At 68.3% G+C, this 20,439-nt stretch carries 19 protein-coding genes; 5 read left to right on the forward strand and 14 right to left on the reverse strand.

The window, feature by feature from the left end:
* The first annotated feature begins 9 nt into the window (after positions 1-9).
* Positions 10-999, forward strand: a complete 990-nt coding sequence (locus A4F85_RS05215; protein ID WP_034395880.1) for an HD-GYP domain-containing protein — start codon at positions 10-12, stop codon at positions 997-999.
* 38 nt (positions 1,000-1,037) lie between these two features.
* On the opposite strand, the gene A4F85_RS05220 is transcribed toward A4F85_RS05215, so the two are convergent.
* The 9 genes from A4F85_RS05220 to ybaK all read right to left on the reverse strand — a co-directional run bounded on the left by A4F85_RS05220 (position 1,038) and on the right by ybaK (position 12,245).
* Entirely contained in the window at positions 1,038-2,006 is a 969-nt protein-coding gene (locus A4F85_RS05220) for a Bug family tripartite tricarboxylate transporter substrate binding protein (RefSeq protein WP_043819635.1), read from the reverse strand.
* A gap of 92 nt (positions 2,007-2,098) precedes the next feature.
* Positions 2,099-3,145, reverse strand: coding sequence for an amidohydrolase family protein (locus A4F85_RS05225; RefSeq protein WP_063325859.1), 1,047 nt, complete (start codon positions 3,143-3,145; stop codon positions 2,099-2,101).
* A gap of 180 nt (positions 3,146-3,325) precedes the next feature.
* Positions 3,326-5,086 (reverse strand): FAD-dependent oxidoreductase, encoded by a 1,761-nt coding sequence (locus A4F85_RS05230; RefSeq protein WP_063325860.1) that lies wholly within the window; start codon positions 5,084-5,086, stop codon positions 3,326-3,328.
* Positions 5,065-6,609, reverse strand: a complete 1,545-nt coding sequence (locus A4F85_RS05235; RefSeq protein ID WP_013801576.1) for a polyamine aminopropyltransferase — start codon at positions 6,607-6,609, stop codon at positions 5,065-5,067. Before A4F85_RS05235 ends, A4F85_RS05230 begins: the two co-directional genes overlap by 22 nt.
* An 87-nt stretch (positions 6,610-6,696) precedes the next feature.
* The gene (locus A4F85_RS05240) at positions 6,697-8,844 is read right to left on the reverse strand and encodes a TonB-dependent receptor (protein WP_063325861.1); all 2,148 of its coding nucleotides are present in this window, start codon (positions 8,842-8,844) and stop codon (positions 6,697-6,699) included.
* 189 nt (positions 8,845-9,033) lie between these two features.
* A complete protein-coding gene (locus A4F85_RS05245; RefSeq protein ID WP_013801574.1) occupies positions 9,034-9,252 on the reverse strand; it encodes a DUF350 domain-containing protein in 219 nt (72 codons plus the stop codon).
* Positions 9,253-9,270: 18 nt separating this feature from the next.
* Positions 9,271-10,803 carry a DUF4178 domain-containing protein gene (locus A4F85_RS05250; protein WP_063325862.1) on the reverse strand — a complete coding sequence of 511 codons (1,533 nt, stop codon included), beginning with the start codon at positions 10,801-10,803 and terminating at the stop codon, positions 9,271-9,273.
* Positions 10,804-10,901: 98 nt separating this feature from the next.
* On the reverse strand, positions 10,902-11,582 hold the full coding sequence (gene plsY, locus A4F85_RS05255) for a glycerol-3-phosphate 1-O-acyltransferase PlsY (RefSeq protein WP_013801572.1): 681 nt from the start codon (positions 11,580-11,582) through the stop codon (positions 10,902-10,904).
* Positions 11,583-11,750: 168 nt separating this feature from the next.
* Positions 11,751-12,245 carry a Cys-tRNA(Pro) deacylase gene (gene ybaK, locus A4F85_RS05260; RefSeq protein ID WP_012206589.1) on the reverse strand — a complete coding sequence of 165 codons (495 nt, stop codon included), beginning with the start codon at positions 12,243-12,245 and terminating at the stop codon, positions 11,751-11,753.
* Positions 12,246-12,302: 57 nt separating this feature from the next.
* Here ybaK and A4F85_RS05265 point away from each other — a divergent pair, with 57 nt between their 5' ends.
* From A4F85_RS05265 to A4F85_RS05275, 3 genes are read left to right on the forward strand one after another with little or no spacing between them, the layout of a single operon-like run.
* On the forward strand, positions 12,303-12,851 hold the full coding sequence (locus tag A4F85_RS05265) for a DUF2975 domain-containing protein (RefSeq protein ID WP_063325863.1): 549 nt from the start codon (positions 12,303-12,305) through the stop codon (positions 12,849-12,851).
* A 2-nt stretch (positions 12,852-12,853) separates the two neighbouring features.
* On the forward strand, positions 12,854-13,069 hold the full coding sequence (locus tag A4F85_RS05270) for a helix-turn-helix domain-containing protein (protein ID WP_013801570.1): 216 nt from the start codon (positions 12,854-12,856) through the stop codon (positions 13,067-13,069).
* Positions 13,066-13,683 (forward strand): hypothetical protein, encoded by a 618-nt coding sequence (locus A4F85_RS05275; protein ID WP_063325864.1) that lies wholly within the window; start codon positions 13,066-13,068, stop codon positions 13,681-13,683. Before A4F85_RS05270 ends, A4F85_RS05275 begins: the two co-directional genes overlap by 4 nt.
* Positions 13,684-13,700: 17 nt before the next feature.
* Here the strand turns inward: A4F85_RS05275 and A4F85_RS05280 are convergent, their stop codons facing one another.
* From A4F85_RS05280 to A4F85_RS05290, 3 genes are all read right to left on the reverse strand, one after another.
* The gene (locus A4F85_RS05280; RefSeq protein ID WP_063325865.1) at positions 13,701-14,762 is read right to left on the reverse strand and encodes an aldo/keto reductase; all 1,062 of its coding nucleotides are present in this window, start codon (positions 14,760-14,762) and stop codon (positions 13,701-13,703) included.
* A gap of 104 nt (positions 14,763-14,866) precedes the next feature.
* Positions 14,867-15,961, reverse strand: a complete 1,095-nt coding sequence (hppD, locus tag A4F85_RS05285) for a 4-hydroxyphenylpyruvate dioxygenase (RefSeq protein WP_063325866.1) — start codon at positions 15,959-15,961, stop codon at positions 14,867-14,869.
* Between the two features lie 21 nt (positions 15,962-15,982).
* The gene (locus tag A4F85_RS05290; RefSeq protein WP_063325867.1) at positions 15,983-17,407 is read right to left on the reverse strand and encodes an amino acid permease; all 1,425 of its coding nucleotides are present in this window, start codon (positions 17,405-17,407) and stop codon (positions 15,983-15,985) included.
* Between the two features lie 320 nt (positions 17,408-17,727).
* On the opposite strand from A4F85_RS05290, the gene A4F85_RS05295 reads away from it, so the two are divergent.
* On the forward strand, positions 17,728-18,375 hold the full coding sequence (locus A4F85_RS05295; RefSeq protein WP_016449233.1) for a TetR/AcrR family transcriptional regulator: 648 nt from the start codon (positions 17,728-17,730) through the stop codon (positions 18,373-18,375).
* Here A4F85_RS05295 and A4F85_RS05300 read toward each other — a convergent pair.
* Both A4F85_RS05300 and A4F85_RS05305 read right to left on the reverse strand, forming a co-directional pair.
* A complete protein-coding gene (locus A4F85_RS05300; protein ID WP_016449232.1) occupies positions 18,348-19,259 on the reverse strand; it encodes a LysR family transcriptional regulator in 912 nt (303 codons plus the stop codon). The genes A4F85_RS05295 and A4F85_RS05300 overlap by 28 nt on opposite strands.
* 83 nt (positions 19,260-19,342) lie before the next feature.
* Positions 19,343-20,434: an ABC transporter ATP-binding protein gene (locus A4F85_RS05305; RefSeq protein ID WP_012206598.1), complete on the reverse strand. Its 1,092-nt coding sequence runs from the start codon at positions 20,432-20,434 to the stop codon at positions 19,343-19,345.
* Positions 20,435-20,439: the final 5 nt, after the last annotated feature.

Consider the following 20,439-nt stretch of genomic DNA (forward strand, 5'->3'; position numbering starts at 1 on the left):
CCGCCACCGATGAGCCGACGCCCCGACGATTCCTACGAAGACCTGCTGGGCCTGTGGTCCGACCTGGAGGCCGCGCTGTCCGTGCTGCTGTCCGCGCCGCTGCAGGTGCAGGGCTTCCTGGTCAAGCTGCAGCAGATCGACCTGTGGCTGCAGGAGTTGATCGCCCACGACAGCGATGCCGCGCTGTACCTGATGTTCCAGCGCGCCTGCTCCTCCACCGTGGGCTACAGCGCTTCCCATGCCCTGGTCTGCGCCTGCCTGTGCCATGTGCTGGCGCGCGAGCTGCGCCTGAACGAGACCGAGCACCGCACCCTGGTACGCGGCGCGCTGACCATGAACATCGGCATGAACGCGCTGCAGGACGAACTGGCGCTGCAGCGCGAGCCGCTGACCCCCGCCCAGCAGCAGGCCGTGCAGCGCCATCCGCTGCAAAGCCAGGCCCTGCTGGCGCGGCTGTTCGTCAACGACGCGCTGTGGCTGGAACTGGTGGCCCGCCACCATGAAGCCGTGCCCCAGCAGCCCTTGGCCACACTGCCCCCGGTGCAGCGCCTGGTGCGCATCCTGGGCACGGTGGACCGCTACGCGGCCCTGATCAGCCCGCGCAAGTCACGCGAAGGCCGCAGCGCCGCCGAGTCGCTGCGCGCGCTCACCCAGCAGCAGCGCTACTCCGACGAGGTGGGCTTTGCGCTGGTGCGCGCCGTGGGCCTGTGCCCGCCGGGCACCTATGTGCGGCTGGACAACGGCGACATCGCCGTGGTGCTGCGCCGTGGCGAGCCGCCGCAGCCGCCGCTGGTGGCCAGCGTGATCGGCGCCGATGGCGCCAGCCTCTACCCGCCCGTCATCCATGAAGGCGAGGACGGCCCCCGCATCCGCTCGGCACTGGCACGCGCCGCTATCACGCTGGAGCTGGACCCGCGCACGCTGGCGCAGCTGGGCGTGCTCGCCGCACGCGGCAGCCAGTCGCTGTACCGCATGGTGCAGGTGCCGGGTCCGCTGTAGCGCGTCCTGCCGGCCGGCCATCGGCCTTAAATCGGTCGTCAATCGGCCTTGATGCCCGCCTGCCGGATCACGGCGCTCCAGCGCTGTATCTCGTTCTGCACCCATTGCGTGGCCTGCTCGGGCGTGTTCGCCACCACGGACAGCCCCATCTCCGCCATCTTCCGGCTGGCCTGCGGCTGGGCCAGTGCCGCGTTGAATTCCTTGTTCAACCGGGCGACGGCGGCCGCAGGCGTGCCGGCCGGGGCGCCTATGCCAATCCAGTAGTCGATGTCCATGGCGGGGATGCCGGCCTCTTTGGCACAAGGCACATCAGGCAGCGTTGCATTGCGCTCCGAGCCCGTCACCATCAGTGCCCTGAGCTTGCCGCTTCGGATGTAGGGCAGCGCCGTGGGGACCGAAGTGATGAGGGCCTGCACCTGGTTGCCCATCAGGTCGGCCAGCACGGCGCCCGCGCCCTTGTACGGCACATGGACCAGGTCCGCGCCCGTTGCGCTTTTGAACAGCTCGCCGGCCAGGTGGGTGTTGGTGCCGTTGCCGCCAGAGCCGTAGTTGAGCTTGCCGGGCTGCGCCCTGGCCAGCGCAATGAACTCGCCCACGCTGCGCGCCTGCACCTGGGGGTTGACCACCAGCACATGGGGCACCTTCACCGCCGTGGTGACCTGGGTGAACGCCTTGCGCGGATCGAAGGGCAGGTTCGGCATCAGGCCGGCTGCAATGGCATAGGACAGCTCCACGGTCAGCAGCGTCTGGCCGTCGGGCGCGGCACGTGCGGCCGCGCTCCAGCCCACCACGCCGCCACCGCCGGTGCGGTTGTCCACCACCAAGGCAGAGCCCAGTCCCGGCGCGGCGAACTGTGCGATCACGCGCGTCACCAGATCGGCGCTGCCGCCCGGCGCATACGGCACGATGATGGTCACGGGCTTGCCCTGGGCCGCCGCCCAGGTGGGGGCGAGGCAGGCTGTGCCGGCCAGCGCCAGCATGGCGCGACGAGAGATGAGGGATGGCATGGCGGTCTCCTTGGAATGATGGCTTGGACGAATAAGTCGGGTGAGATGGGATCGATGGGGCAGGCGAGGCAGATGGCTCCTGTGATGCAGCGTCATTCGCGCTGCGCCTGGCCCAGCCGGTACACGCGGCTTGCCGTTCCTTCGAAAAGGGCCTGGCGCTCGGCGGCACTTGCGCCCGCCGCCAGCCGCTTGAAGGCGTTCCAGCAGGTGGCGTAGCTGAAGGAGCCCTTGTCCACCGGGAAATTGCTCTCGAACATGCAGCGGTCGGCGCCGAATGCCTCGATGCAGGTCTCCATCCACGGTCTCCAGGCCGCAGCCAGTTGCTCCGAGGCCGCAGGCCTGTCCGCTTTCTCGAAGCCGAATCCGTTGATGCGCATGCCCAGCCCGCCGAGCTTCACGTACACATTGGGCAGCCGGGCCAGGGCCTGCATGGAGGTCTTCCAGCGCTCGAACACCTCGGCATGCCGGCCTTCATAGGCGCCGATGCGCGCCACGCCCCCGCAGTGGTTGATGATCACGGCCGTCTGCGGAAAGGCCAGTGCCAGGTCCAGCAGCTCCGGCAGCTGCGGAAAAAGCAGCCAGGCATCGAAGGAAAGCCCCAACGGCGCCAACTGCGCCACGCCCTGCCGGTAGGCCCGGTCCAGCAGCAGGCCCTGCGGCGCGGCGGTCAGGGGATTGACCAGGGAACTGTCCGCGTCCCAGGTCGCCAGGTGCCGGATGCCACGAAAGCGCCCCTTGCCGGCCTCCAGATGGGCCAGCAGCACCTCGCGCACCGCCGCACCGGCGCGCAGGTCCGCATATCCGACGATGCCCTGCGCAAGGGCACAGGCCGCATGGCCTTGCCTGTGCTCTTGCACGTCCTGCACGCCCTCCGCCGCCTGCACCACGAACTCGGTCTCGCCCACCGGCTGCATCGCCTGCGGGCCGGCAGTGCGGTAGCGCGTCAGCGCCTGCATGTAGACCGAGGCACGGACCCTGTGGCCCGAGCCCGCGTCGGCCAGGTACTCGTCCGCCAGGTAGCGCCAGCCCGGTCGATCGTAGAAATGGTGGTGGGCATCGACGATGGCCAGCGATGGCTCAAGGATCTCCTCCTCGTGCAGGCCCAGCCAATCCGGCCTCACCGGTAGATAGTTGCCCATGTGCGTTTCGTAGCCTTTTTCAAAGTTCTATCTTACAGAATCAAGATCTATCAAATAGAACTATAGCCAGGCATCTACGGCACACGGACAAGGGCAAACCCGCTGGCGGACGCGGCCAGCGACGAACCGGCAGCAGCTTGCCCGGCGATCAGGAATCCACGAAAGAGGTTGGTATGGAGATCAGGCGCCAGCCCACAGGCCCGCATGGTGGCCGCGCGTGAAGGCCTCTTCCAGCACCGAGTAGCCGGCCCAGTCGGAATGCGCGAACCACAGGCGTCTCGTGCCCGGCGTGGGCAGCAGGGCCACGCGCTCGCCGGCGCACTGAGCGCTGCGGCCCCGGTGGTGCGACTGCAGCGCCACCTGGCTGAGCAGTTGCTGGTCGCCAGGCCGGGGAATGGCCATGGCGTGGCCGTAGCGCGTGATCTCCATGCGCGTGGCCTTGTGCAGCAGGTCGGGATGGGGGACGAGCAGGCTGCCGACGATGCGGTCCCGCCAGAAGCCGAAGGGCTGGCCCAGCAGTTGCGCACGCCCGTCAGGCCAGTCGCCCAGCGCCTGGTAGTAACTGAGCACCGTGGGCCGGGGCGTGAGCCGGTCCAGGCCCTGGTGGCCCGCGTCCACGTAGCCCAGACCGCCCGCATTCGGATCGGCAAACAGCACGTTGTCCCAGGCAGGATCGGCGCCGGGCCGGTCGGCCAGCGGCCGCTGCAGATGGATGTTGGCCACCAGCCAGGGCGCCCAGTCCAGCCGGCCCGCCACCGCGCGCAGGAAATCCGGCGCATCGCGCACCACGCGTGCCGCGATGAAGCTGGGCAGGGCCACGACGCAGCGCGCGGCCAGCCAGCGCTCGTGCTGCTGGCGGCCATGATGGTAGACGTCGATCTCCACACCGTCGGCACCTTCGGCGATGGATAGCACGCTGCAATCCGTCTGCAGGTCGGTGGAGCCCAGCCCTGCCACCAGCTGCTGCGACAGCCAGCCATTGCCCTGGGGCCAGGTCAGCACGGCATCACCCGCGTCTTCGGCCGTGCGCTCGTCCTGGCGGCGCGGGGCCGAGAAGCCATGGCGGCTGGCGAAATAGTGAATGCCTGCCCAGGCCGATACGCGCGCCAGGCCCGCGCCAAAGTCGTCGCGGCAGCAGTACTCCAGATACCAGATCAGCTGCGCATCATCGATGCCCTGGTTGACCAGCCATGCCTGCATGGTCTGGCCGTCCAGCGCGGCATGGGCGGCGGGCAGCCGGCCCTCGCGCTGCCAGACACGGATGGACGGCATGGCAAAGGCCGCCCTGTCCATCTCCTGGGCCACGCTGCGCGCAAAGAGTTCGTACTGCTCCAGCGTGCGCGGCGCCACGCCATCGACGGGCAGCAGGCCCTCATGCCAGGCGCCCTGCCAGAACAGGCGCTCCTGCGGGCTGTGGCACAGATGGCGCTCGTCGTACTGCCAGCGGCCTGCGCGGCGCTGGCGCAGGCCCAGAGCCTCCAGCCAGTCCTGCACCTCGGCCGCATCGTCGCCGGGCAGGGGCAGATAGTGGGCACCCAGCGGACAGGGCAGGCCCGCAATGCTGCCGCCCTGGCTGTTGCCACCCATGGCCTGCTGCGTGTCCAGCAGGGCCACGCCCTGCACACCCGCCAGCTCCAGTGCGCGCGCGGCGGCCAGGCCTGCCATGCCGCCGCCGGCAATCACCACCTTGGCACGGTGCACCACGGCCGGCGGCGGCAGCGCCAGGCCCTGGGCCAGGCGCTGCCAGAACGCGCGCAAGGCATGGCCGCGCTCCAGCGCCACGCCGCTGAATCCGCCGGGCAGGTCTTCAAGCCGCGGTGGCGTTGGCGTACAGCCGGACAGGCCCAGGCCCAGGGCTGCACCGCCGGCCAGGCCCTGCAGCCATTGGCGCCGGCTCCACAGGGGCGAGAGGCCGGTGCTCAACGCTCCACCCTGCCCCATTCGCGCTCGTAGGTGTTGACCAGCACCTGGTTGGACAGGCGGTTGACCTCGGCCGGCACACGCGCCATGTCCAGCGGGAAGTCGAACATCAGCGCCATGGTCTGCGCGCTCAGAAAGCGCAGGCCCGCAGGCAGGGCATCGGGCTCGCGCCAAGGCCGGTGGCTGGCGATGACGAAGCCCCATTCGCCAAAGCTGGGCACATGGGCGTGGTAGGGCGTGGCCTGCAGGCCGATGGATTCGATGGTCTGCACCACGGTCCAGTAGCTCTTGCGTGCGATCAGGGGCGAGGTGGTCTGCACCACGGCGTAGCCGCTGGCCGCCAGGCGCTTGTCCAGCAAGGCATAGAAGCTGTTGGTGAACAGCTTGCCGATGGCGAAATTGGTCGGGTCGGGGAAATCGACGATGACCACGTCGAAGGTCTCCCCGCCCTGCTGCAGCCAGTGGAAGGCATCGGTATTGAGGATGTGCACGCGCGCATCGCTGAGCGCTTCGCCGTTGAGCCGGCGCAGCATGGCGTTGTCCTTGAACAGGTCCGTCATGGCCGGGTCCAGCTCCACCAGGGTGACCGACTCCACCGAGGGATACTTGAGCACCTCGCGCACGGCCATGCCGTCGCCGCCGCCCAGCACGGCCACGCGCTTGGGCGCGCCATGCGCGGCCATCACGGGGTGGACCAGGGCCTCGTGGTAGCGGTACTCGTCGCTTTGGGCGAACTGCAGGTTGCCGTTGAGGTACAGCCGCGCGCCCTGGCGCCCCTGCGTCACCACGATGCGCTGGTAGGGCGAGCTGCTGGAGAGCACGATGCGGTCCTGGTAGAAATGGTCGTCGGCCAGGCGCGTCAGATGGTCGGCGCCCCAGATGCCCGTGCCCAGCAGGGCCAGCACGGCCGCGCAGGCCAGGGCATGGGCGCGCGGGCGCCGCAGCTCATGCCGAAACAGCAGCAGTGCCCAGACCGCCACCGCCGCATTCATGAAGCCGAACAGCAGCCCCGTGCGCACCAGGCCCAGCTTGGGCACCAGCAGCAGCGGAAATGCCAGCGACACGGCCAGCGCGCCCAGGTAGTCGAAGGTCAGCACCTGGGACACCAGGTCCTTGAGCGTCACATTGCGCTTGAGGATGCGCATCACCAGCGGAATCTCCAGCCCCACCAGCGTGCCCACCACCAGCACCATGCCGTACAGCAGAAAGCGGAAGGCGCCGGGCGCGTAGGCATTGGCAATGAACAGCGTGGCCGGCAGCGCGCCGCCGACCAGGGCCACCATCAGCTCGATGCGCAGAAAGTGCGCGGGCAGATGGTCCTCGAAATAGCGCGAAAGCCATGAGCCGATGCCCATGGCGAACAGGTAGCTGCCGATGATGGTGGAGAACTGCAGGACCGAATCGCCCAGCAGATAGGAAGCCAGCGCACCCGCAGCCAGTTCGTAAAGCAGGCCGCAGGCCGCGATCACGAAGACGCTGACCAGCAGGGCGATGTCGATGGGACGCGCCGGCTGCGCGCCGGCAAGAGGGGCTGAGGTTTGCACGGCCGGTATTGTGCGCGATGCGCCCCTTCCCGCGTGCAACGGACACCGTGCAAAGCGGGAAGGAGCGCAGCGCCTCGGGCGCCGCCGTCAGAACTGGTAGTTGGCGCTGACCAGAACGCTGCGCGGTGCGCCTGGCATGGAGCTGGAGCGCCAGTACTGCTTGTCGAACAGGTTGGACAGGGCCACGGTCACCGTCCAGGCGTCCTGGCGCCAGCCCACCAGCGCATCCCAGCGCGTGTAGCCGGGCAGGAGGGCCGTGTTGGCGGCGTTGGTGAAGCGGCTGCCCGTGTAGGTCACGCCGACTTCGCCATACCAGGGGCCCTTGGGCGCATAGCGCAGGAACAGGTTGCCGTTGCGCTTGGCCGTGTCACGCAGGTACAGGCCCACGTTGGCGGGGTTTTGCGCGTCTTCAGCCACCTTGGCCTCCATGAAGGCCACGCCGCCTCGCACATACCAGGAACTGGCCACGCGGCCGGCCGCGCTGAACTCGATGCCGCGCGAACGGTCCTTGCCCCGGATGGCCCAGGTGTAGGGATCGTTCTCGGGATCGGGGCGGTAGCGGATGTTGTACTTCTCCAGCTGGTAGACGGAGACCTGGGTGGACAGCGCACCACCCAGCCAGTCGCTCTTGACGCCGACCTCGGACTGGCGCGAGTACTGGGGCTCGTCGTCCGGCACCGCGCCCACGGCGGTTTCCACGGTCAGGATGCCGCGGCCGCCATAGGGCGAGTAGCTCTTGTTCCAGGACGCATAGAAGCTGTGCTCACGCACCGGCTGCCACACCACGCCCACGCGCGGGCTGAAGCCGTTGCCGTCGGTCTTGCGCGTGAGATTGGCGATCCTGTTGGTGCTCTGGAAGTCGTAGCTGTCGTAGCGCAGGCCCAGCAGCAGCTTCCACTGCTCGGTCAGGCTGACCAGGTCCTGCATGTACAGCGCCTGGCCCTTGCCCTTGTGATAGTTGTCCTGGGTCGGATTGCCCTGCGCCGGACGGCTGGGCCAGACGATGGGCTGCAACGGATCGTAGGAGAAGGTGCTGCCGGGCTGGCCGACGCGCGGCGCGCGCTCTTCCTCGCTGGCCTCCAGGCCCACCAGCAGATCGTGCTTGATGCTGCCCGTGCTGAACTTGCCCGTCAGGTCCAGCGTGTTGGACAGCGTGGTGTTGCGGGTCTGCTGCCAGGCGTAGTTGGGCGTGATCTTGCCGGTCGCGGCGCGGTAGGTACCGGCGAAATAGTGGTCGAAGTCCTGGCTGGCCTCGCGCTTGCTGGCCACCCAGCGCAGGTTCCAGCGGTTGTTGAAGTCATAGGACAGATCGGAGCGCAGCACGCGCAGGCGATCTTCCACGTAGTCGCCCGGCGCCGCGAAGCCCTTGCGGATGGAAACGCCGGCTGGCAACTGGTCATAGACCGGACCGCGATCGGGCACGCGCCAGACGTTGTCATAGGTGTACTGGCCGGTCCAGCGCCATCCCGTGCGGGTGTCCACCAGGATGCTGGGCGAGACCATCTCGTTGCGGTTGCGTATGCCTTCGCGGAAGCTGTGGGCCTGCTCGCGGTCGGCCGTCAGGCGCACGGCCACGTTCTCGTTGAGCACGCGGTTGATGTCGATGGTGCCGCCCACGTTGTCCCAGGAGCCGCCGCGCAGCGTGATGCTGCTCTTGGCGTCGAAGCGCGCCTGCTTGCTCACCATGTTGACCACGCCGCCGCCCGCGCTGCGGCCGTAGAGCACCGAGGCCGGTCCCTTGAGGATCTCGATGCGCTCCACATTGGCCGTGCTGCGGCGCACCTGGCCGCTTTCGCGCACGCCGTCGCGGTAGATGTCGCTCTCGTCGGCCTTGAAGCCGCGGATGTACACGCCCTCGCCACGCATGTCGTAGGTGGTGTTCACGCCCGGCACGCCGTCCAGCATGGTGGCCAGGTCGTTGATGCCGTAGCTCTTGTATTTGTTGACCTCCAGCGTATCGATGGTCTGCGGGATGTCCTTGGGCGCCAGGTAGGTCTTGGTCGCCGTGGTCACGCCTTCGGGGCGCACGTCGTCAGGGTCGTACTGGGAGGCGTTGACCTGCAGCGTGGGCAGGGTGTGGGCCTGTTGAGGCTGCGTCTGCGCCTGGGCCGGATCGGCTGAAACGGCTGGAGCGGCCTCCTGGGCATGGACCGCGCCCGCCAGCGCGGTGGTGATGATGCCAGCGGTCACACCCGCTAAAAGCCTTGCCCTGCGGGCGGCTTGATGGTCTGTCATGGAAACCCTCTCTTCGAATGAAGGGGGCGATTCTATTTAGAATGCAAACGAATATCATTTGCAAACTCACTATCAACAAGGAATTTGTTGCGACGCAACAACGCCGCCATGCGCAGCGCAGCCGCACCTTTTCAGGCGGGCTGCGTGTCGGCGGGAGATGGGGAGTGCGGGGGGCCAGGCGGCCCCCGTTCAGTGGATGGCGGCAGCGACGATGATGCTGATGCCCAGACACATGGCGGCCACCACCATGGCCAGCGCCTTGTTGTGCTTCTCGACGATCTCGGCCCACATGTCCACGGGCGTGATCTTGTCGATGATGATGAAGCACAGCCAGAACACCACCACGCCCACCAGCGCATAGAGGATCGAGCCGAAGAAGGCGGCGGGGTTGAACCAGTCGAAGTTCATGATCAGTTTCTCCGTTGTTTACTTGTGGCTGCCGCCCGAGGTGTAGCCACCCCAGGAGCCGCCGCTGCTGCGGGTGTAGCTGTTGCAGTTGGGATCGGTGTTCGGGTTGCAGTTCGGGCGCGACATGCAGCCGCGCAGCATGACGAACACCAGCCACAGGATGACCAGGCCGATGACGATGGTCCACAGGCCGAAGCGGCTGCCCGACATCACGCCGACCTGCGAGCGGTCCCGCAGCTGCTTGAGGCCGAAGGCCGTGGCCAGCGTGGTGGCCGAGACGGCGCTGCCATGCGACCAGGTGGTCTCGCCGTTCTCGGTCTCGCTGGCCAGAAAGGCCTTGTTCTGCGCGCCTGCGCTCACATAGTCCACATTGCGCGTGATCTGGCCGCGCTGCACGGGCCAGTAGAACTCGCCCAGCGCATAGGTGGTCTCGGCCGTGTAGCGCGATTCAAGCTGATATTGCCGGCCCATGTACTTGGCCGTGCTGCGGTTCTTGGAGAGCTTGGGCACGCCCGTGGTCACGCGGGCCATGCTCCAGCCATCGGAGGAATCGACCAGGAAGGCGAAGCCGGCCTTCTGGCTGAACAGCAGGTATTCCTCCCAGCCAAAGCTCTCGTCGTCGCCGGCCTCCTCGCCCATGCGGTGCTGAAAGCCCACCACCTGCCATTGCAGGCCTTCCAATGCGCCCTTGCTGCCCAGGGGGATGGCGGGGCGCACGGGCTCGTTCTGTTCGGCATAGGACAGCTCCTTGCCAATGCCCTGGCTCAGGTCCACCAGCGATCCGCAACTGGGGCAGCTCAGGCTCTTGGTGGTGGTGAAGCGCACAGGCACCACGGCGCCGCACTTGGGGCAGTTGAAGTGCCTGCCCTGCTCGCCCTTGAGCGAGGCGCCGTCGCGCAGGCCCTGCAGCCTGAGGTCGTCCAGCACCACGCGTTCGCCCAGGCTCAGCGCAGGCGGCTGGGCCGAGAAGTCCACGGACAGGACCTGGCCCTGCTCGCTGCGCAGCTCCACCAGCCGGTACGGCGTGCCGGGCTCGGGCAGCTGCGCCAGCTCGCCCTGGGCCGATACCAGCCGCGCGTTCTGCACGCTGCTGACCGTGAAGCTCTTGCCGCCCAGCACGCGCTGCGAGCCCAGCAGCCAGTCGGAGGCCTTGAACGGCCCGTTGCGCAGGGCCTCGGCCTCCCAGGGCCAGGACCAGACGAACTGGCCGTTGTCCTCGCTCAGAAAGCCCAGCGCGCCATCGCTGAACGCGGCCACCCATTCGCTCCAGGCGCCCGCCTCGCTCTTGAGCTGCAGCCGCCCGACCAGGGTGAAGTGCTCGGGCTTGCCGTTGCGCAGCATCTGGCCCGTGGCGCCGATGCGCAGGGGGCTGTAGTCCTCGAAGACCTCGGCCATGGAGCCGCGGCGCTGCAGCACATCGCCCTGGCGCACCACGGTGCTGCGGCAGAACTCGCAGACGGCGTAGCTGGCCTGGGCGCTGGAAAATTCCACGGGCGCGCCGCAGCCGGGGCAAGGTGCGCGGTAGACGCGCTGCGATGGACTCGATGCCATGTGGGAAGGTCGTCAGTGGTGAGAGAGCCTGGAGCGCGGCTGGCCGGCCACGCCATTCACGCAAGCTGCGCCCGTGGAGCGCAGCGCGGTGGCGGCGGTCAATGCGGCTTGCCTTTGGCCGTGCCGGGCTTGGCCGCGGCGGCTGCCGGGTCGGCCTTCTTGCTGCCCAGCCTGGATTCCTTGCCGGCCATCAGGCGCTGGATGTTCTCGCGGTGGCGCCAGATCAGCAGGGCCGCCATGGCGACGATGGCGGCGGCAATCGGCGTCTCGGCATACCAGACCACGCCACTGCACAGGAGGTAGTAGACGGGGGCGAACACGGAGGCCACCAGGGCCGCCAGCGAGGAATAGCGGAAAAACACGGCAATGATCAGCCAGGTCAGCGCCACCGCCAGGCCCAGCCAGACGCTGATGCCCAGCAGCACGCCCAGGGCCGTGGCCACGCCCTTGCCGCCCTTGAAGCGGAAGAACACCGGGTACAGGTGGCCCAGGAAGGCGGCCAGCGCCACCATGGCCACCGTGCCGTCGCCCAGGCCGAAGCGGCTGCCGAACCATTGCACCAGGGCCACGGGCAGCCAGCCCTTGGCGGCGTCCAGCAGCAGGGTGACGGCTGCGGCCGCCTTGCTGCCGGAGCGCAGCACATTGGTGGCGCCGGGGTTGCCGCTGCCATAGGTGCGCGGATCATTCAGGCCCATGGCCCGGCTGACGATGACGGCGAACGACAGCGAGCCGATCAGGTAGGCCGCCACGGTGGCGAGAAGGGGGTAGAGCGCGTTCAATTGAAGTCCTTGGCCGGTCTGTGGAGCGCCGGCGCGCGATCCGGCCGGCCATGATGGCCCGCCCTCCCTGATCGCCGACACATGTTTTTCATCAGGACCTGCGCGAACCCGTTGGAGGCGGTGGCCGCCTTCCCGTGTGCGCAAGTCATGTTCATTTCTTCAGGGCATCTATTCTGCCAGCGCGCAGTGCACGGGCCGTGCATCCAGCAGCTGCACGCAGACCTGCGGGTCCAGCTGCACCAGAAAGCCCCGGCGCCCGCCGTTGATGGCGATGCGCGGCAGCGCCAGGATGCTCTCTTCGATATAGACCGGCATGTCCCGGCGCGTGCCGAAGGGCGAGGTGCCGCCGACCAGGTAGCCGCTGTGGCGGTTGGCGACTTCGGGCTTGCAGGGCTCCACGCTCTTGGCGCCGATCTGCCGCGCCAGGTTCTTGGTGGAGACCTTGCAGTCGCCGTGCATGAGCACGATCAGCGGCCTGGCGTCCTGGTCCTGCATCACCAGGGTCTTGACCACCATGTGCTCGTCCAGGCCCAGGCTGGCCGCGCTGTGCTCGGTGCCACCGTGTTCCAGGTACTCATAGGGGTGCTCGGTGAACTCCACCTTGTGGGCGCGCAGCAGCTGCGTGGCCGGTGTCTCGCTGACATGAGAGTTTTTCTTGGACATGAATTTTTTATCGTTTTACAATAATTTTTTATCGATTCATCAATACAAGGCTGTGCCATGAACTATACGCCCCACGCCGCGGGCAACGCCCTGAGGCGCCACTCCCAGGCGGCGCGCATCCTGATTGCGCTCGGTGCCGTCGCGCTGCTGGCCCTGCCGGCAGCCGCCCTGCTGTCGCCGCAAGATCTTTCGGGCCAGGCGAAAGGCCTGCTGGGCATGCCGCCCGGCCAGCCGCTGGACATGGCTGCGCGCTGGCGCACCGCACTGGTCAGCCTGCTGCCCGTGGGCTGCGGCCTGTATGCGCTGCGCCAGTTGTGGACACTGTTCGGCGAGTACCTGCAGGGCCGTGTCTTCGGCCAGCAGGCGCAGCACGCCCTGATGCGCTTTGCCTGGACGGTGCTGGCGGGCGCGCTGGCCCTGCCCTTCACGCGCGCGCTGATGTCGGTGGCGGCCAGCATGGGCAATCCGCCAGGGCAGCGCTTCGTCACGCTGGGCCTGTACTGGCACGATGGCCTCCTGGTCCTGCTCGGCGTGGTGCTGGTCTCCATCGCCCATGTGATGCTGCAGGCGCGGCGCATCGCCGACGAGAACGCGGGATTCGTCTGAGCATGCCCATCATCGTCCACCTCGATGTGATGCTGGCGCGCCGCAAGATGCGTTCGCGCGAACTGGCCGAGATGGTCGGCATCACCGAACAGAATATTTCCCTGCTCAAGAGCGGCAAGGTGCGCGGCGTGCGATTCGACACGCTGGAGCGCATCTGCGAGGCGCTCCAGTGCCAGCCCGGTGACCTGCTGGAATGGGTGGCAGGGCCCGAGGCTTGAGCAGCGGACGGCTGCGGCTGATCGCGGGCCTGCTGCTGTCGCTGCTGCTGCACGGGGCGCTGCTGTGGCAGGGTCTGGCCCCGGACATTGCGCGGCCCGGCACCGGGCAGGCCGAGGCGCACCGCCTTCAGGTCGTCTGGGTCGAGACGCCGATGCCGACGCCGGCCCCCTCTCCTGCTCCAACGGCTGCCCGGCCCGGACCGGCGCCCGCGCCCGCGTCCCCGTCTACGCGACGGCCGGACACCGCCGCCGTCGCACCGCCATCAAGGCAAGGCGCAGGGGCTGCAAAGGCCACGGAGCAGGCCGCGACAGCCGCCGCGCCGCAAGCGCCTGTCCCCGCCGACACCGAGGCCGTCCCGGACACCGCGCGCAGCGCCAGGGCCATGGGCCGCCTGCTGGACTCGGCCGCAGGCCGCGAGGCCGTGCAGTCGGCGGCCCGGCAAGGCCTGGTCAGGCCCCAGATCCATGCGCAGCGCGAGGACCCGCTGGCCAGCGGCATGCGCGAGGCCGCCCAGGGCGATTGCATGAAGGGCGAGTTCAAGGGCGGCGGCATGGGCCTGCTGAGCCTGCCCATGCTGGCGGCCGCTGCGCTCAAGGGCGAGTGCAGCCGCTGAAGGCGCAGGGCCTAGGCCTATTGCGCGGGGTCGCGCACTTCCCAGCGGATGGCGTCGATGGCCGACAGCAGTTCGGGCGACAGTTGCGTGCCCCAGGCGTTCAGGTCCTCATCGAGCTGGGCTACCGAGGTCACGCCGATGATGGTGCTGGCCACCTGCCACTTGGTGTAGCAAAACGCCAGCGCCAGCTGCGTGGGCGTGAGGCCATGCTCGCGCGCCAGCGCGTTGTAGCGGCGCGCGGCGGCCAGGGCTTCGGGCCGGCCCCAGCGCTGCTTGCGCACGGACTCGTAGCGCGCAATGCGTGCGGCCTGCGGCGCAGCGGGATCGGTGGGCGCATGCACGTCGAACTTGCCCGTGAGCAGGCCGAAGGCCAGCGGCGAATAGGCCAGCAGCGACACGCCCAGGCGGTGGCAGCTTTCGTCCATGCCGTTTTCCCAGCTGCGGTTGAGCAGGCAGTAGGCGTTCTGCACCGAGGCCACGCGCGGCAGGCCGTGCTGCTCGGCCAGGCGCACGAATTCGTGCACGCCCCAGGGCGTTTCATTGGACAGGCCGATGTGGCGCACCTTGCCTTCCCGGACCAGGCGGCCCAGCGCCTCGAGCTGCTCGTGGATGCCGGTCTGCGAGCTTTCCTTGGACGGGTCGTAGTACAGCTGGCCGAAGGCCGGCACATTGCGCTCGGGCCAGTGGATCTGGTAGAGGTCGATCACGTCCGTGCCCAGGCGGCGCAGGCTGCCTTCGCAGGAGGCGGCGATGTCGGCCGCCGTCATGCCCTTGCCCTCGCGCACCCAGGGCATGCCCCGCGAAGGACCGGCCACCTTGGTGGCCAGCACGACCTTGGCGCGCGCGCCGGGGCGCTGGGCGAACCAGCGGCCGATGATGGTCTCGGTGGCGCCGCAGGTTTCGGCGCGTGCGGGCACGGCATACATCTCGGCCGTGTCGAAGAAGTCCACGCCGCGCTCCAGCGCGCGGTCCATGATGGCGAAGGCCTCGGCCTCGCCGACCTGCTCGCCGAACGTCATGGTGCCCAGGCAGATGGGGCTGACTTGCAATGCGCTTTGACCGAGCGCCACCGGTTGCATCGAGGGGGAATTCATGGGCACCGAGTGTAGGGCCGCCCGTGTTTACCCTGACGACAGCGCGCCCACCCGGCCAGGGCCGGGCGGGCGCGCTGCGTCCGTCGGGATCAGGCGCCCTGCGGTGCCTCGGCCTGCAGCACGCCGCGGTTGATCTGGTCGCGCTCCATGGACTCGAACAGGGCCTTGAAATTGCCTTCGCCGAAGCCTTCGCGGTAGTTGCCCTTGCGCTCGATGAACTCGAAGAACACGGGGCCCAGCATGGGCTGGGAGAAGATCTGCAGCAGCAGGCGCGGCTGGCCGCCCTCGGTCGTGCCGTCCAGCAGGATGCCGCGCGCCTGCAGCTCGCCCACGGGCTGGCCGTGGCCGGGCAGGCGGCCTTCCAGGTTCTGGTAGTAGATGTCGTTGGGCGCGGTCAGCAGCGGAATGCCGGCCATCTGCAGCTGGTCGATGGAGTCCAGCAGGTTGTCCGTCAGCAGGGCGATGTGCTGGATGCCCTCGCCATTGAACTGCATGAGGAACTCCTCGATCTGGCCGCCGCCCTGGCGCGATTCCTCGTTCAGCGGAATGCGGATCAGGCCGTCGGGCGCCGTCATGGCCTTGGAGGCCAGGCCGGTGTACTCGCCCGAGATGTCGAAGTAGCGGATCTCGCGGAAATTGAACAGCTTGCTGTAGAAGTCCGCCCAGTAGGTCATGCGGCCACGGTAGACGTTGTGCGTCAGGTGGTCCACCACGTGGAAGCCGTGGCCCTTGGGGTTGCGGTCCACGCCGGGCAGGAACTCGAAGTCGATGTCGTAGATGGACTTGCCTTCGTCGAAGCGGTCGATCAGGTACAGCGGCGCGCCGCCGATGCCCTTGATGGCCGGCAGGCGCAGCTCCATGGGACCCGTGGGGATCTCCACCGGCTGGGCGCCCAGTTCCAGCGCGCGCTTGTAGGCCTGGTGCGCGTCCTTGACGCGGAAGGCCAGGCCGCAGGCCGAGGCGCCGTGCTCGGCCGCGAAATAGGCGGCCTGCCCCGGCTCATTGTTGATGATGAAGTTGATGCCTCCCTGGCGGTACAGCAGCACGTTCTTGGAACGGTGCTTGGCCACCAGGGTGAAGCCCAGCTTCTCGAACAGCGGCTCCAGCACGCCGGGCGCGGGCGACGCGAATTCCACGAATTCGAAGCCCATCAGGCCCATCGGGTTGTCGAACAGGTCTGCCATGGTTGGTTCTCCTTGAAGGTTTCAACGGGGGATGTGCGCGGGTTCCAGTACGGATTCCAGCACAGGCGTGGGACGTTGGCGGAACACGAGGCGATAGGCCCCGTAGACCACCAGGACCCAGATCGGAATGGCGAGCGCGGAGGACCGCACCGACGGTGTCAGCAGCATCACGCCCACCACCAGGGCCATGGCGGCCAGGCAGATGGCGTTGGTCAGCGGCGCGGCCGGTGCGGGAAAGCCCAGCACGGTCTTGCGCGCCACATGCGCCCGGCGAAAGCGCCAGTGCGCCACGATGATGATGGTCCAGGTGATCACCAGGGCCGCCACGATCAGCGACATCAGCAACTCCAGCACACCGGCCGGCGCCACATAGTTCAGCACGATGGCCAGCGCCGTGAAGATGGCCGGATAGACGATGGCCCGCACCGGCACGCCGCGGCGGTTGACCTGCATCAGCGAGCGCGGCGCATTGCCTTCGCTGGCCATGCCGTACAGCAGGCGGCTGTTGCTGTAGACCATGCTGTTGTAGACCGACAGCGTGGCCGTGAGGATCACGAAGTTCAGCAGGTGGGCGGCCGTGTTCTCGCCCAGGCCCGAGAACACCAGCACGAAGGGGCTGCTGCTGTAGGTGTCGCCGCCGGCCTTGAGCTGGCCCAGCAGGTCGGTCCAGGGCATCAGCGACATCAGCACGGCCATGGAGCCGATGTAGAACACCAGCACGCGATAGATCAGCTGGTTCACGGCCTTGGGGATGACGGTGCGCGGCTGGTCGGTCTCGGCCGCCGCGAAGCCCAGCATCTCCACGCCGCCGAAGGCGAACATGATGAAGGCGAAGGCCATCACCAGGCCTGAGAAGCCGTTGGGGAAGAAGCCGCCGTGCGTCCACAGGTTGCGCACGGTCTGCTCGGGCCGGTCGGCGCTGAACAGCAAATACACGCCCGCAGCGATCATGGCCAGGACGGCCGCGATCTTGATCAGCGCGAACCAGAATTCGAACTCGCCATAGGCCTTGACGTTGATGAAGTTCACGCCGTTGATCAGCACGAAGAACACCGCCGCCGTCACCCAGGTGGGTATGCCGGGCCACCAGAACTGGATGAACTTGCCTGCGGCCGTCAGCTCCAGCATGCCCACGAGCACATACAGCGCCACACAGTTCCAGCCCGCCAGAAAGCCCGCGAAGCGGCCCAGGTAGCGGTTGGCGAAATAGCTGAACGAGCCCGCGTTGGGCTCCTCGACCAGCATCTCGCCCAGGAAACGCATGATGAAAAAGATGATCAGCCCGCCAATGGCGTAGCCGAGCAGCACGGACGGGCCGGCCAGCTCGATGATGCCGGCCGAGCCCAGGAACAGGCCCGTGCCGATGGTGCCGCCCAGCGCGATGAGCTGGATATGGCGGTTCTTGAGCCTGCGCTCCAGATGGCCCTGCGAAGAAGAACTGTGCATCAAGGGGGTGCTCCGGCTCTCAGCAAGGCGCGCGGCGGCGCAGGGGTTGGAACACTTCGGTGGTCTTCACGGCAATGTCTCCTCGTGGGGTGCCTGTTGGAATGCGGGGCCTTGTGCGCCCCTTGTTGATGGGTATCAACTATAAAAAACAATAAATTATTATTTCTTGTAATTTATCCCTATGGACAAGCCCAAGAAGAAGGAGTAGCGAAGGCGATCGACGCATTGCCACCCGCCATGCCGCACTCCGGCAACGGTTGAACGCCCGCAACAAACAAAAACAATCTACTATTATTTTTTTGCCCTCTGGAGCCCAGAACATGACGACGTCCGCCACGCAGCGGCGCGCACGCACGCCGCAGACCGAGCGTGTGGAGACAACGCAACGCAAGATCATCGACTCCGCCCTGGCGCTGCTGCGCGAGGGCGGCTTCAAGAGCGCCACGCTGCAGGCCATCGCGCGCGGCGCCGATGTGTCGCTGGGCGCGCTGCAGCACCACTTCGAGAGCCGCGATGCGCTGATGGAGCGGCTGGTCATCGAGGTCATGGAGCCGCTGAGCGACCAGGGCACGGTCTGGCCCGACAAGGCCCTGCCCCTGCGCGAGCGTGCCGAGGCCTTCGTCACCCTGGCCTGGGACAACATCTTCGGCGCGGCCAACTACCAGGCGGCCTGGAGCATGTTCTTCGGCTGCAAGGCCTCCCCCTCGCTGTTCGACCGCGTGGACGCGCGCCGGGTACATGTGGACAGCGTGTTCTACACCCGCTTCCTGGACGTCTTCCCCGAGATCGCGGCCCACCATCCCCGCCCCCAGGGCTTTGCGGCCATGGCCTTCGCCATCCTGCGCGGCACCGGCGTGCTGGAGCTGTTCGAGGTGGGCGAGCAAGAACGCCAGGGCAGCCTCGATGCGCTGGTCGAGGCCATCGTCCAGGCAGGCACCCCTCAGGCCGGCGGCGGCGCCGCCGCCTGAACCTCGGTCAGTCCCCAGACCCTGCGCAGCTGCGACAGCGTGGCCACCAGGGCCGGGTCGTGCTCGGCCTCGCGCGGGTGGATGAAGCCCAGCTGCGCCGACACGCGCGCATGCGGCCAGATGGCCACGCAGCCATGCTCGGCCGCGGCCAGGGCGCGGTCCTCGCGCAGCAGCGCCAGGCCCAGGCCGGCGCGCACCAGGCTCTCGGGCGCGGCGGCGGCATCGCTTTCCACGATCTGATTGGGGCTCAGCCCCTGGCGGGCGAACAGCGCCAGCAGCAGGGCCTGCTCATGGTGCTGCGCAGGCGCGCCAATCCAGGGCAGTTGCGCCAGGTCCTTCCAGCCCGATTGCAGGACGCGCTCGCGCAGCGCGGGCGGCGCCGCCACGCGGTAGTGCAGTGTCTGCAGCACCAGGGCACCCAGGTCGCGCGGCATGTGGGCGCCGATGTAGAACGCGCCCTGCAGGCCGCCGGCCGCGACCTGCGCGCGCAGCTCCTCGGCCCAGCCCTGGCGTGTCTTGATGTCCAGCAGCGGCAGCGCCTCCACCAGGCCGTGCAGCAGCGAGCCCAGGCGCAGCGCCTCGGGGTCGGCCACCGTGCCCAGCAGCAGCTGGCCGGTGATCTCGCCCTGCAGCTCGCGGGCCTGGCCCTGCAGGCGTCCTGCCGCATCCAGCACCTGCCGGGCGGGCTCCATCAGGGCCTCGCCAGCCCGCGTGAGGCTGATGCGGCCCGGGCGCCGGTCGAACAGCGCCACGCCCAGCTCTTCCTCCAGCGCCTTGATCTGGGCTGTGATGGCGGGCTGCGTCAGGTGCAGGGCCTCGGCCGTGCGCGTGACGCTGCCCAGCGTGGCCGCCGTGACGTAGGCGCGCAGCTGATACATCTCCATGGGCGGCCAGCCTAGCGCAGGCGCCGGGGCCTGCGGCCCGGGCAGGCCCGGGTGTCAGGGAACATCCCTAGCCGTCTCATCGTTCACTCATCGAGGTAGCGCAGCTGCGTGGGCTCGATGCCCAGGCGCACCGGCATGCCCATGGGGAACATGGCAATGCCCGCGTAGTGCGCCTGGTCGGCGACCACGGCCACCTCGCCCACGCGCACGCGGTAGCGCGAGAACTCGCCCAGGAATTCGGCGCTCTCGATCTGCCCTTCCACCCACACGCGCGAGGCATCGCCCGCATCGTCGCGCACCGCAATCTGCACCTGGTGCGGCCGGAAGGCCAGCGCCGCGCGCCCCGGCACGGGCGGCTGGGCCGGGCGCGGCAGGGTCAGCGTGCCCAAGCCCGGCACCTTGAAGACCAGCGACTCGCCTATCGTTGGCAGCACCTCGCCCTCCAGCACATTGGCCGTGCCGACAAAGCCCGCCACGAAGCGGTTGGCCGGATAGTCGTACAGCCCGGCCGCCGAGCCCACCTGCTGCAGCACGCCCTTGTCCAGCACGGCCATGCGGTCGGCCGTGGTCATGGCCTCTTCCTGGTCGTGGGTGACGAAGATGGTGGTCAGGCCCAGCTTGCGCTGCAGGCTGCGCAGTTCCTCGCGCATCTGCACGCGCAGCTGCTTGTCGAGGTTGGACAGCGGCTCGTCCAGCAGCAGCAGCTTGGGCGCGATGACCACGGTGCGCGCCAGCGCCACGCGCTGCTGCTGCCCGCCCGACAGCTGGCCCGGGCGGCGCTGCGCGTACTGCGACAGGCCCACCAGCTCCAGCACCTCGCCCACCTTGCGGCGGATGGTGTCGCGGCTTTCGCGGCGCTCGACCAGGCCGAAGGCCACGTTGTCGTACACCGTCATGTGCGGCCACAGCGCGTAGTTCTGGAACACCATGCCGATGTTGCGCGCATGCGGCGGCACGCCCGTGATGTCCTGCCCGCCCACCAGCAGCTCGCCGCGCTGGTGCCGGTTGAAACCCGCGATCAGCCGCAGCAGCGTGGACTTGCCCGAGCCCGAAGGCCCCAGCAGCGCGAAGAACTCGCCGGGCTCGATCTTGAGGTTGACGTCGCGCAGCACTTCGTTGCTGCCGTAGCTCAGGCTGATGTGCCTGCATTCGAGGGAGACAGGGTCCAGGTGCATGGCGT

It is taken from the genome of Delftia sp. GW456-R20, from assembly GCF_001622915.1.
Lineage (GTDB): Bacteria > Pseudomonadota > Gammaproteobacteria > Burkholderiales > Burkholderiaceae_C > Comamonas > Comamonas acidovorans.

Excerpts from the sequence above, each read along its gene's own strand:
- A4F85_RS05215 (WP_034395880.1), top strand. The coding sequence starts at position 10 with ATGAGCCGACGCCCCGACGATTCCTACGAAGACCTGCTGGGCCTGTGG.
- A4F85_RS05220 (WP_043819635.1), bottom strand. The coding sequence starts at position 2,006 with ATGCCATCCCTCATCTCTCGTCGCGCCATGCTGGCGCTGGCCGGCACA.
- A4F85_RS05225 (WP_063325859.1), bottom strand. The coding sequence starts at position 3,145 with ATGGGCAACTATCTACCGGTGAGGCCGGATTGGCTGGGCCTGCACGAG.
- A4F85_RS05230 (WP_063325860.1), bottom strand. The coding sequence starts at position 5,086 with ATGGGGCAGGGTGGAGCGTTGAGCACCGGCCTCTCGCCCCTGTGGAGC.
- A4F85_RS05240 (WP_063325861.1), bottom strand. The coding sequence starts at position 8,844 with ATGACAGACCATCAAGCCGCCCGCAGGGCAAGGCTTTTAGCGGGTGTG.
- A4F85_RS05245 (WP_013801574.1), bottom strand. The coding sequence starts at position 9,252 with ATGAACTTCGACTGGTTCAACCCCGCCGCCTTCTTCGGCTCGATCCTC.
- A4F85_RS05250 (WP_063325862.1), bottom strand. The coding sequence starts at position 10,803 with ATGGCATCGAGTCCATCGCAGCGCGTCTACCGCGCACCTTGCCCCGGC.
- ybaK (WP_012206589.1), bottom strand. The coding sequence starts at position 12,245 with ATGTCCAAGAAAAACTCTCATGTCAGCGAGACACCGGCCACGCAGCTG.
- A4F85_RS05265 (WP_063325863.1), top strand. The coding sequence starts at position 12,303 with ATGAACTATACGCCCCACGCCGCGGGCAACGCCCTGAGGCGCCACTCC.
- A4F85_RS05270 (WP_013801570.1), top strand. The coding sequence starts at position 12,854 with ATGCCCATCATCGTCCACCTCGATGTGATGCTGGCGCGCCGCAAGATG.
- A4F85_RS05280 (WP_063325865.1), bottom strand. The coding sequence starts at position 14,762 with ATGCAACCGGTGGCGCTCGGTCAAAGCGCATTGCAAGTCAGCCCCATC.
- hppD (WP_063325866.1), bottom strand. The coding sequence starts at position 15,961 with ATGGCAGACCTGTTCGACAACCCGATGGGCCTGATGGGCTTCGAATTC.
- A4F85_RS05290 (WP_063325867.1), bottom strand. The coding sequence starts at position 17,407 with ATGCACAGTTCTTCTTCGCAGGGCCATCTGGAGCGCAGGCTCAAGAAC.
- A4F85_RS05295 (WP_016449233.1), top strand. The coding sequence starts at position 17,728 with ATGACGACGTCCGCCACGCAGCGGCGCGCACGCACGCCGCAGACCGAG.
- A4F85_RS05300 (WP_016449232.1), bottom strand. The coding sequence starts at position 19,259 with ATGGAGATGTATCAGCTGCGCGCCTACGTCACGGCGGCCACGCTGGGC.
- A4F85_RS05305 (WP_012206598.1), bottom strand. The coding sequence starts at position 20,434 with ATGCACCTGGACCCTGTCTCCCTCGAATGCAGGCACATCAGCCTGAGC.